This is a genomic window from Duncaniella freteri (assembly GCF_004766125.1).
Taxonomy (GTDB): domain Bacteria; phylum Bacteroidota; class Bacteroidia; order Bacteroidales; family Muribaculaceae; genus Duncaniella; species Duncaniella freteri.
In genome coordinates this window covers 680931-696930 of sequence record NZ_SJSA01000002.1, presented here as the reverse complement: position 1 = coordinate 696930, position 16000 = coordinate 680931, and the positions used below count along the sequence as shown (strand labels likewise).

12 protein-coding genes are annotated in these 16000 nt (G+C 53.4%); all 12 read right to left on the bottom strand.

Features of this window, described 5'->3' with window-relative positions:
* Nucleotides 1-124: 124 nt before the first annotated feature.
* Nucleotides 125-1474 (bottom strand): sodium-dependent transporter, encoded by a 1350-nt coding sequence (locus EZ315_RS13135; protein WP_135472482.1) that lies wholly within the window; start codon nucleotides 1472-1474, stop codon nucleotides 125-127.
* Complete coding sequence (locus EZ315_RS13130; RefSeq protein ID WP_170957551.1) at nucleotides 1471-3222, bottom strand: LysM peptidoglycan-binding domain-containing protein; 1752 nt, start codon at nucleotides 3220-3222, stop codon at nucleotides 1471-1473. The genes EZ315_RS13135 and EZ315_RS13130 overlap by 4 nt, the downstream gene beginning before the upstream one ends.
* 98 nt (nucleotides 3223-3320) lie before the next feature.
* Complete coding sequence (locus tag EZ315_RS13125; RefSeq protein ID WP_135472481.1) at nucleotides 3321-4148, bottom strand: DUF5683 domain-containing protein; 828 nt, start codon at nucleotides 4146-4148, stop codon at nucleotides 3321-3323.
* Between the two features lie 55 nt (nucleotides 4149-4203).
* Nucleotides 4204-5091 (bottom strand): ParB/RepB/Spo0J family partition protein, encoded by an 888-nt coding sequence (locus EZ315_RS13120; RefSeq protein ID WP_135472480.1) that lies wholly within the window; start codon nucleotides 5089-5091, stop codon nucleotides 4204-4206.
* Between the two features lie 57 nt (nucleotides 5092-5148).
* Complete coding sequence (locus tag EZ315_RS13115) at nucleotides 5149-5913, bottom strand: ParA family protein (RefSeq protein WP_135472479.1); 765 nt, start codon at nucleotides 5911-5913, stop codon at nucleotides 5149-5151.
* Between the two features lie 112 nt (nucleotides 5914-6025).
* Nucleotides 6026-7393 (bottom strand): alanine/glycine:cation symporter family protein, encoded by a 1368-nt coding sequence (locus EZ315_RS13110; RefSeq protein WP_135472478.1) that lies wholly within the window; start codon nucleotides 7391-7393, stop codon nucleotides 6026-6028.
* Nucleotides 7394-7465: 72 nt separating this feature from the next.
* Nucleotides 7466-8761, bottom strand: coding sequence for a TPM domain-containing protein (locus EZ315_RS13105; protein ID WP_135472477.1), 1296 nt, complete (start codon nucleotides 8759-8761; stop codon nucleotides 7466-7468).
* Nucleotides 8762-8763: 2 nt separating this feature from the next.
* Nucleotides 8764-10104: a dGTP triphosphohydrolase gene (gene dgt / locus EZ315_RS13100; protein ID WP_135472476.1), complete on the bottom strand. Its 1341-nt coding sequence runs from the start codon at nucleotides 10102-10104 to the stop codon at nucleotides 8764-8766.
* Nucleotides 10105-10107: 3 nt separating this feature from the next.
* Nucleotides 10108-11418, bottom strand: coding sequence for a BT_3928 family protein (locus EZ315_RS13095; protein ID WP_135472475.1), 1311 nt, complete (start codon nucleotides 11416-11418; stop codon nucleotides 10108-10110).
* Nucleotides 11372-11914, bottom strand: coding sequence for a DUF1599 domain-containing protein (locus tag EZ315_RS13090; protein ID WP_135472474.1), 543 nt, complete (start codon nucleotides 11912-11914; stop codon nucleotides 11372-11374). Before EZ315_RS13090 ends, EZ315_RS13095 begins: the two co-directional genes overlap by 47 nt.
* Nucleotides 11915-12061: 147 nt before the next feature.
* Nucleotides 12062-13285 (bottom strand): tetratricopeptide repeat protein, encoded by a 1224-nt coding sequence (locus EZ315_RS13085; RefSeq protein WP_170957550.1) that lies wholly within the window; start codon nucleotides 13283-13285, stop codon nucleotides 12062-12064.
* Nucleotides 13286-13346: 61 nt separating this feature from the next.
* Entirely contained in the window at nucleotides 13347-15971 is a 2625-nt protein-coding gene (gene gyrA / locus EZ315_RS13080) for a DNA gyrase subunit A (RefSeq protein ID WP_135472472.1), read from the bottom strand.
* Nucleotides 15972-16000 lie beyond the last annotated feature (29 nt).

Genomic DNA, 16000 nt, shown 5'->3' with positions numbered 1-16000 from the left:
GTTCAATCCTGATGATTTCGGTGCACTGTCCGAAGTAGCCTATATGTTGCTGCTGCCCGAGATCGACCGGGCTATGGCGCGGTCACGGGCTGCCAGGGAGAGGGCAAGGAAGAGGAAACTTGCGTCAGAATATGCCAAGACCGAAGATGAAGACAAGCCCGATGCACAAAGGTGCGAGCCATCGCAGGCAGAACACTATGATGCTGACGCTGACGGTGCTTCTTCCGTGACTGTTGATAAGTTCTCCTCTGATGATTCCGCGGTCCAGGACCCATCCGACGAAGAGGGAGATGATCATGCCGCCGACAGGGAGGAGAATATTGGAGGAGAAGTAGTCAAAGAAGTTGAATATCGTCATCCCGAAGACTTTCAGCCAGTTCAGCGACCCGAAGGAGAGTGCGCACAGTGTGCCGAGAATCATGGCTATACCGATGGTGAGCGCGGTGGAGGCGCGACGCGACATCCCGAATTCTTCAGCAAAGTATGCAATGGAGATCTCAGCCATGGATATGGTGGAGGTGATGGATGCGAGAAAAAGGAGGAAGAAGAAAAGCGTGGACCAGAACACTCCTCCCCCGATGTGCATGAATATGGACGGTAGCACCTCGAATACAAGTTTCGGGCCTGCTGCCGGTTCCTGTCCGAATGTGAACACTGCCGGAAATATGATTACGCCTGCAAGTATTGCCACAAATGTGTCAAGCCCTGCCGTGATGAGTGCGGTCCTTACGAGTGGAGTGCCCTTTGTGAAATAGCTTGAATAGGTGATAAGGCAACCGAGCCCGAGGCTCAGTGAGAAGAATGCCTGCCCCATGGCACTGAGCACCACTGACGGTGTGACCTGCGAGAAGTCGGGCATAAATAGGAATTTCAATCCTTCGGCAGCCCCAGGCATCATGAGTGAATTGGCTACAAATATTATAAGGATAACGAACAGCATGGGCATGAGTATATTGCTCATCTTTTCGATCCCTTTCTGTACACCGCGCACGAGTATCACATAGTTGACGGCAAGAAATATCATGGTCCATACCACAGGTCCGATGTCGCTTGAGGCGTAAGCGTCAAACTGGTCATGCAACCCCTCGGGAGTGGTGGCACCTCCGAATCCTGATATCGATCTTATGGTATACTCCAATGTCCATCCCGCGACCACAGAGTAGAAGCTGAGGATAAGGATCGATGCCGTGATGCCGATGTAGCTTACCCATCCCCATGCTTTTCCAGGGGATAGCGAGCGGAATGCTCCACGGATATTGGAGCCTGTGCGACGTCCGATAATGAATTCGGCACATACCACAGGTACACCGATTATAAATATGAAGAACAGATCGATGAGCAGGAATGCTCCTCCGCCGTGTACCCCTGCTTCGTATGGGAAACGCCATATATTGCCCAAGCCTACCGCAGATCCGACGGTGGTGGCTATAACGCCGAGGCGCGTGGCGAACTGTGTGCGCTGTCCGTTGTTCATCTACGGCGTTTGCGTGAGGTCGATTTCTTTTGAGTACCGCCCTTTGCAGGGATTTTGAGTTTTTGGTTTATCTGTAGTCTTGTATCGGTTTTCTTCATGCCGTTTGCAGCCTGGATCGCAGCCACTGTTGTGCCGTATTTGCGGGATATGCGGTCAAGAGTTTCACCCTTTTTTACAACGTGTGTTGTGGTGCGGGCTGCTTTGGTCTGCTGGGTGTTCTTCTTTGCCGCAGGTTGTGCTTTTTTCTCGGCTGCTTTGGGTGCGCTTACGCTTTTTGATGAAGATGCTGTTTCGGCAGGTGAGTTTGATTCCTGATCGTTGTGGGGGAATACCTGAGCGACCTCCTGAGCAGCCTGTACGCGCACTTCGTCAGGAGTTATATGCTCCACCACCTCGATGGTAAGCCTGTCGCCGGCTTTGACTTTGCCGCGGCGCAGCTTGTTCCAGCGTTTGATGTCGGTGGCCGAGACACCATACTGTTTGGCTATGTCACGTATGTTCTCTCCGCGCTCCACCACGTGGGTCTTTGTCACTATGCGTTCGGTGGCTTGCGATGCTATCTCATTGTTGACCGGGGCATTGGATGTCTGTTTCTCTGCATTGGCGAGGTTGGATTTGCCTCCGTCCGATACGATGGCGGGGGTTGTCGATGTGGAGCCTCCGGGTTCGGCTGTCGTGCGTCGGGCATAGAGGTCCTTGTCATATTCGAGGATGCGTTTCTCGCTCATTATATAGCTCAGGCACTGCTGGGTTGGTAGTGTGAGACTGTAGGGACGGTAGTCGCCGGGAATCATATCCTTGAGGAACTGAGGATTAAGCATCCTTATTTCGTCTACTGGGATGTTGAGTACAGCAGCTATCTGATTGAAATGCACATGCCTGTTGATCTGTACGGTGTCGGTGGTGAGATGCCTTTTCACAATTGTGGGCGATATGCCGTGATGACTGTAGTAGTTCATCACGTAGTTGGCGGCAATGAACGCCGGCACATAGCCTCGTGTCTCGGCAGGGAGGAAGTCATAGATGTCCCAGAAATCCTTTTTCACTTCGCCTTCTGCTCCTGCCCGGCGCAGAGCCTTGTTGACATTGCCTGGTCCGCAGTTGTAAGCGGCGATAGCGAGTGACCAGTCATTGTAGATGTCGTGCAGCTGCTTGAGATAGCGTGCGGCGAGTCGTGATGACATTCTTGGATCACGGCGTTCGTCGACAAGCGAGTTGATCTCCATGCCGAGACCCTTTGCGGTTGCCGGCATGAACTGCCATAGGCCTACGGCACCGGCACGCGACACGGCATTGGGATTGATGGCTGACTCTATTACGGGGAGATATTCAAGCTCCAGGGGCATACCCTCTTTCAGCAGTTCCTCTTCAAAGAAACGTCCGTAGTAATTGTGCAGTGCAAGCATGTCGGCAACGAGCCCTCGTTTGCGGTCGAGATACATCTCGATATAGTTCTTCACAATCGAGTTGTAGGGGAGATCTATCACCGTGGGGAGCTTGGCGAGGCGTTCCTGGTATTCCTGTGGTGTGGCTGTGTAGGAGTTGCCGAGATCCACACCTGGCACTACGTAATTCTTCAGATAGAAGTTCTCTTCAAGCAGGCGTGTCTGAGTCTCGAAACTCTCCGGAGCTATGATGTTGTCGTCCGTTATTGAATGACGTAGCTCAAGGATTGACGGCAATGTTATGGCAGATGCCACTACGGCACCGCCTAAGCCAAGTAGAACTGTTGTAAGGATCTTTTTCATTGCAAGGAAGAATATGTTGACAGCATGACGCCCGGTGTGCGGTATAGTATATTTGGTATGTGCGTAGCCGGGCGGCACGCAGGAATAGGGATTAGTCGTCAGAAGTTGAGAGCCCAGTACAGGCCTATGCTCGGGCGTGATACGCCGTTGCGTATATCGTTGTTCATGAGTGTGGGTGCCACATCCATCGACAGGTCCGGAGCTATGTCGAAGTGGGCAAGCTGGGCATCCACGTAGGCATCGACCATAGCGATGAGGTAGACGCCTACCATGCATATTATGCAGAGGTCACGGTTGCGGCGATAGTAGTTCTTGCGCGAGCGCAGGAGGTTGGTGAGCCAGGAACGGTCAAGGTCCTCTTCTTTCACAGTGGGAGCGAAGAAGTCCATATAGCTCTTGGTGGTGGGGTCGTTGTCCATGATGTCGCTGTAGGCAGTGGTGTAGTCGCGGAGCATTGTGTTGTTCCATGATGTGGCGTAGCCAAGCCCCATGAATGCTCCTACCACTATGGGGAGCTTCCAGTAGCGGCGGTTGTAGAGCTGTCCCAGTCCGGGGCAGAGTGCTGACATCCACACGGCGCGCGTTGGGTCGGGATTGAAGGTGAATGTCTTTTCCATCTGTGCTGAGTTCACAATGGGGATGGAGTCGACAGGGATTATCTTCAAGTCCGGACCTGTGGCTGACACGCTGTCCTCAACTACCATGGCAGGAAGAGCTACCTCCTTGCCTACCGGAATAGTGTCGGGCAGTTGGGATATGGGTGATGTGGTGCGGTGTTCCGGACGCACCGGGCGGTTGCCACGTGTGGGCTTGACCGGACGTACAGGGGTTGTCGCTGTGGTGGGGTTATCGTTGGCAGGAGCAGTCTGGGCGTAAACGCCAAGTGACCCGACAGTCGCAAGTATGAGTGCGATTATCGGTGCCACAAGATATCTGCTGGTATGTAACACGGGTGTTTCCGTTGTGGCTTGCATTGCGTGGTTACTGTTTTGCAGTGTCAAAGATAGCAATTAATCTTTGAAGTTCATCGTCGTCACGAAACGAGAAAGATATTTTGCCTTTGCCTGAAGCGTCGCACGACACCTTTACAGGGGTCGAGAAGCGGTGGGAAAGGTGGTCTCTTAAAATATCGAAATCTTTGTTAGAAAATCTTTTCTCGGCTTTTTCGGCGGGATTTTCCTCTTCGGGACCTGCTTCGCGGTACTTCTTTGCAAGTTCCTCGACACGCCTCACAGAGAGCCCTTGTTTGAGTATCTCGTTATATATCTTAAGCTGTAGCTTGGGGTCGTCGATGCTCAGCAGGGCGCGTGCATGACCCATGTCGATGCGCCTGTCACGGAGTCCGAGCTGGACTTCGGCAGGGAGTCGCAGAAGACGTATGAAGTTGGCGATGGTGGCACGCTTTTTGCCGATGCGTTCGCTCAGTCGTTCCTGGGTGAGTCCGTAGCGGTCGATGAGCTTTTTGAAAGTCAGAGCGATCTCTATGGCGTTGAGGTCCTCGCGCTGTATGTTCTCGATGAGTGCCATCTCGGTAACGACGGCATCGTCGGCTGTGCGTATATAGGCGGGGATTGTGGTCAGCCCTGCCATGAGGGCGGCACGGTAGCGACGCTCTCCCGCGATGATCTGATAGGTGTCAGGACCGGTCTTGCGCAGTGATATCGGCTGGATTATGCCGAATTCTGTCACGGAGCGGCTGAGCTCTTCGAGAGCCTCTTCGTCAAATATGCTTCGCGGCTGGTCGGGGTTGGGGGATATGCGCGATAGTTCGATCTCGTTGATCGCCGAGGCATCACGTGCCGGCGCGTCGTCCATTGCTATGAGTGAATCGAGTCCGCGTCCGAGCGCGGGTCGCTTGATTACTGCCATGATTGTTTGTTTAATCCGGATGGGTGGGTCAGTGGTCCCGGAGAGAAGGGGTTGTCGTTATGAATTTTTTGCGATGAGTTCTTTTGCGAGTGCGATATGTGATGTGGAGCCGCGCGACAATGGGTCGTAGAGTATCACAGGGAGCCCATGGCTCGGAGCTTCGCTCAGACGTATGTTGCGCGGGATCACGCTGTCGAATACCATTGAGCCGAAGTGTCCTTTAAGCTCCTCGTATATCTGGTTGGCAAGGCGCAGACGTGCGTCGTACATCGTGAGGAGGAAGCCTTCGATCTCAAGAGAGGGGTTCAGACGTGACTTTATGATGCGTATGGTGTTGAGCAGCTTGGTTATGCCTTCGAGAGCAAAGTACTCGGCCTGGACAGGGATTATCACGGAGTCGGCTGCCGTGAGGGCGTTGACTGTGATCAGTCCGAGCGATGGGGAGCAGTCTATGAGGATGTAGTCGTATTTGTCGGTCACCGATGATATCGCCCTCTTCAGCACGTTCTCTCGCGCAGGCTTGTTGATGAGTTCGATTTCAGCTCCGGCGAGGTCGATACGCGAGCCTACGAGATCGAGCCCTTCGCAGCAGGTGGCAACCTGGGAGCCGTCAATAGGATAGTCGTCCACGAGGCACTCGTATATGGACGACGGCATTGTCTTTGGGTCGATTCCGTAGCCTGAGGTGGCGTTGGCCTGAGGGTCGGCATCGATGATCAGGGTACGCTGACCCTCGGCGGCGAGAGACGCCGCCAGATTGATGGTGGTGGTGGTTTTGCCCACACCCCCTTTCTGATTGGCTATAGCGATGATTTTGCCCATATCTTCGGTATATCTGCCATGCTGACGTCAGGTAGGTGGCGAGTCATGGCAATTTCTTTGCAAAGTAACCAAAAATCTTCGGATAATCAATGCCGGGGAGTAACAAAACGTGTTAAAATGTTGAAAACTTTTTGATTTCCTGTCTAACCTCCTTGCGCAGAAGCAGCAGTGTGATCATGGTTGGAAATGCCATAAGGGCATAAAACAGGTCGCAGAATCCTACGGCTATGCCGAGTGGGATGACAGCGAATATCACCATTGTGGCTATGAAGAACCATGTGTAGGCGCGAGCGCGTTTCTCTCCGAACAGATAGGCGGCACACCGGCGTCCGTAGAAACTGTAGCTGAACATTGATGACAATGCGAAACAGAGCACTATGAGCATGAGCAGGTATTCGCCGTAGGGGATCGCCTTGCCGAATGCTCCCATAGCCACCTCAAGACCCTTTATGCCTCCTGCAGCCTCGATATCGCCGCACAGGAGTATGGCGAGAGCCGTGAGGGTGCACACAAGCCCGGAATCTATGCCCGGACCGAGCATGGCTATGAGCCCTTCGCGGGCAGGATTGGTGTTGGTCGATGCTCCGTGCATTATGGTTGCCGTGCCCACGCCTGCGTCGTTGACGAGGGCGGCGCGTCGGGCTCCGATGATGGCGATCCCTGCCAAGGCTCCCCAGCCGGCACGCAGACTGAATGCTTCAGTGAAGATGGAGCGGAACACTTCAGGGACTTCGGATATGTGGGTCACCACTATGTAGAGCACGCTCAGGAAATATAATCCTACCATGAACGGCACAAGCCATGTGGCGACATGGGCTATCCTCCTGACTCCGCCGATGACTACGAGGGTGACAACCACTGCGATTGACAGTCCGACAATGAGGCGGAACACGCTTAGGTGGCTCCAGCCTGATGCCGAAGCGAGTGTACTGATGAAGTGATTGCTCCCAAGCCATTGAGGGGTGGTGAATGTGGCGACTACTGCCTCGGTGAGCTGATTGGCGTTCATGATGCAGAGTGTACCGAACATTCCTGCCACAGCAAAAGTCACCGCAAGCCAGTGCCAGCGCGGACCAAGCCCCCTGTCGATTATGTGCATGGTGCCTCCTGCGGGAGTGCCGTCGGGCAAGGCTACTTTGTAGCGCGTGGTAAGGACTCCCTCGTGGAATTTGGTTGACATGCCGACGAGCGCGCTTACCCACATCCAAAATATGGCACCCGGACCACCCATGACCAGGGCGATCGCCACTCCGGCAATGTTGCCCATGCCTACAGTGGCTGCCACCACTGACGCAAGAGCCTGTAGAGATGATATCTGGTTGCCCGATTCGCGGCTATGCCTGTCGCGCAATACGCGCATCGCATCCGGGAGACGGCGCAGCGACACCATTCCTGAGTAGAAGAACAGGAAGAAACCTCCCCCTATCAGAAGGATGAAGAGCGGATAACCGCACAGAAAGTCAGCTATTTGTGTGATCAATGATTGGGCGTGTTACAGTGGGAGTATATTGGGAGTATATATTGTTGGATATTAGGGTATGGCATGCGGTTGTCACCATGAGCCGCCTGCGCCACCGCCACCGGTTGAACCTCCGCCAAAGGAGCCACCGCCGAAGCCTCCACCTCCACCGAAGCCTCCGCGGCGTCTTCCGAGCATGCTTCCGAGAACAGCTCCTGCGGCAGCCGCCTCCATGTCGGGTTTGCGCTGGATGCCGAAACGTTTCTGGTGATGGTTGCCACAGTTGCGGCAATAGTAGATATCGACACCTTCCCCTTCCCGGTGTGTGGTGGGTTGCCGGAGTATGCGACGGTCAGACAGGGTCATGGTGCGGGCGTGGCAGTTGGGGCACTCAATGTAGTTGGCGGAGCGGTTGACGTATGGGTAGATATCGGTCTGTGCGCATTTAGGGCAATGCCACACGTCATAGTCGACCGACTTTAGTTTCTCTTCAAGGTCCTGAGCCGGGGTGAGATAATCATTGTCGTGTACCTCATCGACAAGTTCCATACGAGCCCCGCAGTGCTGGCATGAGCGTCTGTGACGGCGCACGCGGTGCATCTTCCAGGAGAGTATGGCAAACGGTATGGCTCCGATGCCGAGAGTGGCGAACGCTACTATAGCAGCCGGGACCCAGAGGGTGTTGAGATATCTCCACCGCTCCACATCGTCCATGCGTCGTGATGACCGGATGTAGTATATGATTATTGCGAGCATGATGAGGGCTATTGCCAAAGCTCCCTTAAGGAAGAATGAGAACACCTCTTCTCCGTCAAAGCCGTCGGATATGGATTTTGGGGTGTCGTTCTTTTGTGCAGACATCAGCTCCTCGCGTACAGAGGGATCGAGGATCACTGCAGAGAGGCGGTTGACGGCTGCCAGTGTGCCACCGTCGTAGTCGCCGTTGCGGAACCTCGGGACTATCTCGTCGCGTATGACGCGGCCGGCGATTATGTCGGGGACCACCCCTTCAAGACCGTAACCGGTGCGTATCTGCACGGCGCGGTCATCGCGCGATATGAGCAGCAGCAGACCGTTGTCCTTATCGCTCTTTCCGATACCCCATTTCTCAAATAGGGCAGTGGCGAATTCCTCAGGAGTCATCGACGGATCGATCCTGTCGATCGCAACCACCACCATTTCAACCGAAGTCTTGTCCCATAGGCGGGCTATGGCGGCATCAAGGCTACTTACAGCTGATTCGGACAGAACACCCGATGGATTGGAGACGTAGCGCGCACGTGATGCGAGGTGCACATTGGGGACCTCGTCGACGGTCATTGCCGATGCGGTAAGAACTAAAACAATATTGACAAGTAATATGAAGTGACGCTTGATATGCTGTATCATAGTTAATTGTTGATTTTAAGACTCATCCCGTTAAGTCGGCGGTAAAGGTCGAGAGCATACACATCGGTCATTCCTGAGATGTGGTCGAGTATTGCCTGGATCTTTCCGTAGAGGGTGGGAGAGTTGATTTCGTACTGTTCGGGGACTTTTGCAAGGAGCAGCCTGGAGTAGTTGAGCGTGGGGTCGCTGACCGCATTGACAAGCTCGTCGATAAGGAATGATATGATGCGTGTGCCTGCCAGTTCGATCTCGACGACATCGCTCGCGCAGTATATCTTGTTCCAGGACAGTTCCTCGCACTTGCGGTAGCATTCCTTCTCAAGCGGGGTGATATGGTCGAGGAGCGAACCGCTGAATGAGCCGTCAAGTATTTCCTGCTCATGCGCCGCAAAGGCATCCGCACATTTCTCCACAAGTATCCCTATGATGCATGACCGCAGGTAGGCTATACGCTCGTTGGGATCATCGACGTTTGACATAACATGTTCGATGCGTGCCTTGCGGGTGTCATCGAAATATCCGAGCAGCAGAGGTATGATCTCGTCGGTCGACAGTATCTTCAGTTTGTGGGCATCCTCGATATCCATTATCTCGTAGCATATGTCGTCGGCAGCCTCGACTATGTATACGAGCGGGTGGCGAGCATATCTTATCTCTCCGTCCCCGGTGTGGAGCCGGGTCATGCCAAGCTCGTCGGCAACCTTTATGAAATCGTCCTTTTCGGATGTAAAGAAGCCGAATTTTCCATGGGAACCTGCAAGGGAGGATTCAAACGGATATTTGACAATGGAGGCGAGGGTGGAGTAGGTCATGGCGAATCCACCTTTCCTGCGTCCGTTGAATCTGTGGGTGAGAAGCCGGAATGCGTTGGCGTTACCTTCGAAGTGGGTCAGGTCATCCCATTCTTTTGGAGAAAGCTTGTCCCTGAGCGATCGGCCCGCACCCTCACTGAAATATGCCTGTATGGCTTTTTCGCCGGAATGTCCGAACGGAGGGTTGCCGAGGTCATGGGCGAGGCATGCCGCCGCCACGATATCACCGATGTAGCTGAGGCTATCGAGTATGGTGATGTCGTCAGAGTAGCGCGAGCGCAGACGGATGGCTACCTCACGAGCCAGCGATCGTCCCACACAAGATACTTCGAGGCTGTGAGTAAGACGGTTGTGGACGAAGATGTTGCCCGGAAGCGGGAACACCTGGGTCTTGTTCTGGAGCCGCCGGAAAGGGGATGAGAACACAAGGCGGTCAAAGTCACGCTGAAAATCATTGCGTGCTCCAGGTTTCGGGTCGTGGTAGTGTTCCAGACCGAGCCGTTTATCGGATATCAGGGTGTCCCAACGCATTGTCTATTGTTTTTTTGATTTGAGGATGCGGCGGTGGGAGAGATGCCAGGCGAGGAGTTTGCCGCTGTGATCGAGTGCCAGAAGTATAAGCAGTATTATAACAAACGGAGCGGTGATAAGTTTCAGCACATAGCCTGTGTTCGGGTCAAGTTTAGGAATAAGGCTACCAGGATCGGTCTCGGTGACGAATGTGTAACCGATTGACGACAGGGTGCGTTTCCATTGCACCGAGCCATGGTCGAGGTAGACAAGTGCGGCATGTCCGCGTGCCAGCTCCTTGAGCATTTTCGGGTCGGCCTGGTAAATGGGATAGGCGGCCATGGATATGTCCTTCCATCGCTCCAGCCCTTCCTCGTTGCTGTTTATGAGTGCCACGAGCGAGCCTCCGTGTCCGGAGATAAAATCGTTCAGTTCATTTATAAGGTAGGTATAAGAGAGATCGACGTTGTCAATGTCGGGTATTGTGATGATGAACTGTTCGGTATCGGGGTCGATTATGTCGGCGGTGATGTCCTCGCCGTCCTCAACAATGGTGAATCCGTCGGTGGACAGCACGTTCCCGCCGATGAGCCGACGGCTGACGAATGTCCATGTGGAGTCGGGCAGGGAATCGATGGTGAAAGTCCTTTCCTCGCCGTCCTTGGAGTAAGTGAACTCGTAGACGGTAGTACCGGAATCCTCGTCGTCGCTTTCGGAAGGGATGAGCGACGTGCCTATGGAATATTGACGGAAGTCGATGAGCGGCTGCACGTTGTAGCCGTAAAGTTCGATGGTGAGAATGTAGATTGTGACGAGTCCGCCAACGATCCACTGTATGTATGGGATGAATGCTCCGGAGACCTTTGTGTTGGATAGAATAAGACAGATGAGTCCGGCGGAGATGAAAAGATTTTTTATGAAAGTCGCAGTATTGGATATGATGAGGAAGTCGCCGAAGCATCCGCAATCGTCAACCGGAGATGCAATGGCGATGTAGAGGGTGAGAGGGAGCATGAATGCCATCATGGCGGACAGTGCCCATACCGATACTCTACGGTAGCACCCGAGCAGCAGCAGGAATCCCCATACGAATTCATAGGCTCCGAGAGCGAATGCCGCACAGGCGATGAGGGAGCGAGGAATGTCCAATCCCCACACAGTGAAATACTCGGATATCTTTATCACACTTCCCCACGGATCGATACCTTTGACGAAGCCTGAGAGGATGAATACCGCGCCGATGACGATTCGTAGAATCCATACAACGGCAGGATGTGAGAGCAGCTCCTTAAGATTGTGGCTCTTGTGTGAGTTTGATGACTGCAAAGACGGCATAGTTGATGATGTCGAGGTAGTTAGAGTCGATGCCTTCCGATACAATGGTGCGCCCGGAGTTTCCTTCGATCTCTTTGACGCGCTGTATCTTTGTGAGAATGAAATCAGTGTAGGAGTTTACCCTCATGCCACGCCATGCATCGCCATAGTCGTGGGTCTTAGCTGCCAGGAGCTCACGTGCCAACCTTACCTTTTCATCATATAGCTCCAGGGCGCGTTCAGGCGAGATGTCGGCAGAGTCGGCGTAACCGATCTGCAACTGAATGAGCCCCATTAGACCATAATTGATGATAGCCATGAATTCGCCGAGCACACCCTCGTTGACCATCGCTTCTTCCTCTTCAAGAGTGCGGATACGCTTTGCCTTGATGTAAAGCTGGTCAGTGATCGAGCGAGGGCGCATGATGCGCCATGAGGCACCATAGTCGCGAAGCTTCTTTGAGAAGATGTCACGGCAGAGGGAGAGGGCGGAGTCGAATTGGTCGAGTGTTGACATTTAACAGGGTAAGTGATGAAAGTTCAATGTATAGAAAAAAGGAGAGCGTGTCATCGATTAGCGGTATTTTTTAATTCCACAATATTCTGACACACCCTCCTTTTGAGTATTTAAATGTCGAGAGTATTCTCTGTCTTGTCGGATGTATTAGAGGAGAAGGTTCTCAACACGTTTGAGGTTCTCGCCGTCGTTAAGATTGTAGTAAACAATCTTGAGGTTGGTGAGGGCGTTGTTCATGGAGTCGTCGAGCTTATAGGCTTTTTCGAGGTATACTGAAGCCTCTTTAAGAAGGGGGTTCATGGTCTCGGCACGATACTTGTTGTAGTCGGCCTGGCTCATGTCGCCTGTCTTTTCGTCGAGACGCTCGTACTGCTGAATGAGTGATGTGCCGTAGCTGAAGTTTGCCATAGCGTTTTCGGGATCGATTTCGACAGCCTTCTTGAATGATTCCTGTGATTTCTCTTTTTCTCCCTTGTCGTCGTAGAGTACACCTATGAGATAGTAGTAGGTGCCGTTCTTGGGATCGGCCTGGATTGCTTTCTCAAGAAGCTCGCGGGCTTCATCGTACTTCTTATCGGTGATGTAGGATGAGATTATGCGCTGAAGGAAGTCGGGTTTTGCAGTGCCGAATTTTTCGAAAGCAATCTTTGAGTATTCGAGTTTCTTTGCCTCATCGTTCATCTGGTATGCGACTGAGTAGGCATAGTCGTAAGCTGATATGTCGTCATATCCGATACGCATCATTTCCTCGAATGCGGCAGCGGCTTCAGGGAGCTTTTCTGCCTGCCATGCTGCGAGTCCGGCATAGTAGGCCATCTGTGCGGCAATAGTGTCGGGGAGAGCCTTCGGTGTTGACTCGCCGAGGCTCTTGTTGTTGGGTATAGCGACATATGCCATGAAAGCCTCATAGGCTTTAGGATAGTTCTTGGAGTCCCAGAAAGCCGAGCCGGCGTTGGCAAAGTCATTGTGGTGGTTGGCGATAGTGCCTGCGATTTCCTTTGAGAACTTGGTCTTCGGTTTGCCTTTCTTGTCAATCACAGTGTCAACCTTAAGAGCCTTGAGGGCGTAGTTGTATCCATCGAGAAGAGCAGAACCCATGTCGTCGAGGTTGACATCCTTGCCTATAATTTTCTGACCGTACATATCATCATAGAGCTTGAAGCCTGCCTTGCCGGGTATCCAGTAGGTCTGTGCATTGCCCGATGTCTCGGGATCGGAGAATGCCGGAGTGATGGTCTTTACGGCATTCTGATAGCTGCTATAAGAGTTAACACCCTTAAAAGCTTTCTCAGCCTCCTTGACGGTGGCAGTCTGGGCTGACATGGACGCTGCGGCGATGATGCCGAGTGTCAGGACGCAGATCTTTTTCATAATAGTAGGGTTATTAGAATTGAGTAGATATATTAAGAATTCAGTTTTGGAGAGTGGAAATTTATTCTTCGGATTCGTCATCGGAAGCAGAGGTCTCCTCATCGTCGATTTCCTCAATCTCGTCGATCTCTTCGACGGTGGTATCGTCGATAAGGTCTTCGAGGAGTTCGTCCTGAGCTTCGACTTCGGTCACTTCCTCTTCGGGATCGGAATCGACGCAGCATACCGATGCGATTGAGTCGCCACGCTTGTCGAGGTTGATGATGCGCACGCCCTGTGTGGCTCTTCCCTGCACCTTGATGTCGCTGACATGGATGCGGAGGGTGATACCGCTCTTGTTGATGATCACGAGGTCGTTTCCGTCGTTGACGCTCACGATGGCAACAAGCTTGCCGGTGCGTTCGGTGATGTTCATTGTGCGTACGCCCTTGCCTCCACGGTTGGTGATGCGGTAGACGGGGACACGCTCGGTGTTTCCATCGACTTCTACGTCAACGTCGAGAGCAGTGCGCTTGCCGTAGCCACGTTCGCTGAGCACCATTACATTGTTAATGGTGTCGGCAGGCATGCATATGAGTCCTACCACTTCGTCGTTGTCTCCGTCGAGAGCCATGCCGCGGACACCGGTTGACATGCGTCCCATCTCGCGGACCTTGCTTTCGTGGAACCTGATGGCACGTCCGTTGCGGTTTGCCATGAGTATTTCGCTGTTGCCGTCGGTCATTTCCACGCTGAGAAGTTCGTCGCCTTCACGTATTATTATGGCGTTGACTCCCTTGGCGCGCGGGCGAGAGTAGGCTTTGAGGCTTGTCTTTTTGATAACGCCTTTCTTGGTGGCGAACACGAGATTGTGGGTGTTAACGAATTCCTCGTCTCCAAGGTTCTTGGTGCAGATGAATGCCTTGATGGCGTCGTCGGGCTCGATGTTGAGCATGTTCTGTATGGCACGGCCTTTTGAGTTTTTCGCTCCTTCGGGAATCTCGTAGACTTTGAGCCAGTAGCAGCGGCCTTTCTGAGTGAAGAAAAGCATGTAATTGTGCATCGATGCGGGGTAGATGTGCTCGATGAAATCCTCGTCGCGGGTGTCAGACCCCTTTGCTCCCACTCCGCCACGGTTCTGTGCGCGGAATTCGCTGAGCTGAGTGCGCTTGATGTAGCCGCGGTGGGATATGGTGATGATCATATCGTCGTCGGCATAGAAGTCCTCGGCGTTGAAGTCGCCTGCGGTATAGTCGATGTCGGTGCGGCGCGGCTCGCTGTACTTGTCGCGGATCTCGATAAGTTCGTCCCTTATGACGGCACGGCACACTGAGTCGTCGGAAAGGATGAGTTCGAGGCGTGCGATCTCTTTTTCAAGAGCCTCGTAATCGGCCTGTAGCTTGTCCTGTTCGAGACCTGTGAGCTGGCGCAGACGCATTTCAACGATTGCAGCGGTCTGCGGATCGGTGAGTGCGAAGCGTTCCTTAAGCCTCTCGCGGGCCTCGTTGGTGTCGGCGGCGGCGCGGATAATCTTGATCACCTCGTCGATGTTCTGTGATGCGATGATGAGTCCCTCCAGGATGTGTGCCCGCTCCTGGGCTTTCCTGAGGTCGAACTTGGTGCGTCGTATCACCACCTCGTGGCGGTGAGCTACGAACTCGCTGATGAGCTCCTTGAGGTTGAGTGTCTTGGGGCGGCCGTTTACGAGCGCGACATTGTTCACGCTGAAGGATGCCTGCATCTGGGTCATCTTGTAGAGCTTGTTGAGGACCACGTTGGAGTTGGCGTCGCTCTTGAGCTTGATGACTATGCGCATTCCCTTGTAGTTGCTCTCGTCGTTGATGTCGGCGATGCCGTCGAGTTTCTTTTCAGTGACGAGGTCAGCTATATAGGATATGAGTTCGGCTTTGTTGACGTTGTAAGGGATTTCGGTGACGATGATGTTCTCATGGTTGTCCTCCGCCTCGATTTCGGCTTTCGCACGAATCAGGATGCGTCCGCGTCCGGTCTCATAGGCTTCCTTCACACCGTTGTAGCCGTAGATGGTGCCTCCGGTGGGGAAGTCGGGTGCGGGGATGTATTTCATCAGCTCCGGAATGTCGATTTCGGGCTGTTCAAGATATGCGATACAAGCGTTGACCGATTCGGCGAGGTTATGGGTTGGCATGTTGGTTGCCATACCTACCGCGATGCCTGACGCTCCGTTGACGAGAAGGTTGGGGAAGCGAGTGGGGAGTACCACAGGCTCCTGCCGTGAGTTGTCATAGTTGGGCTGGAAATCAACAGTGTCGGAGTCGATATCGGAGAGCATCTCTTCACCGAGACGAGCGAGGCGCACCTCGGTGTAACGCATGGCGGCTGCGCCGTCACCGTCGACCGAACCGAAGTTGCCGTGTCCGTCGACGAGGCAGTATCTCATTGCCCATGGCTGAGCGAGACGCACTACGGTGCCGTAGATCGACGAGTCGCCGTGGGGGTGATATTTACCCATGACCTCGCCGACGCAGTTGGCTGATTTCTTGTGAGGTTTATCGGAAGTGTTGCCCATCTCGTTCATGCCGAAGAGCACACGCCTGTGGACGGGCTTCAGGCCGTCGCGCACGTCGGGGAGGGCACGCGACACAATCACCGACATTGAGTAGTCGATGTAGGCACTCTTCATTTCATTTTCTATGTCTATCTTAATGATACGGTCTGCTTCAATCATCGTTATAATTGAAATTGTGATGTTTTTTA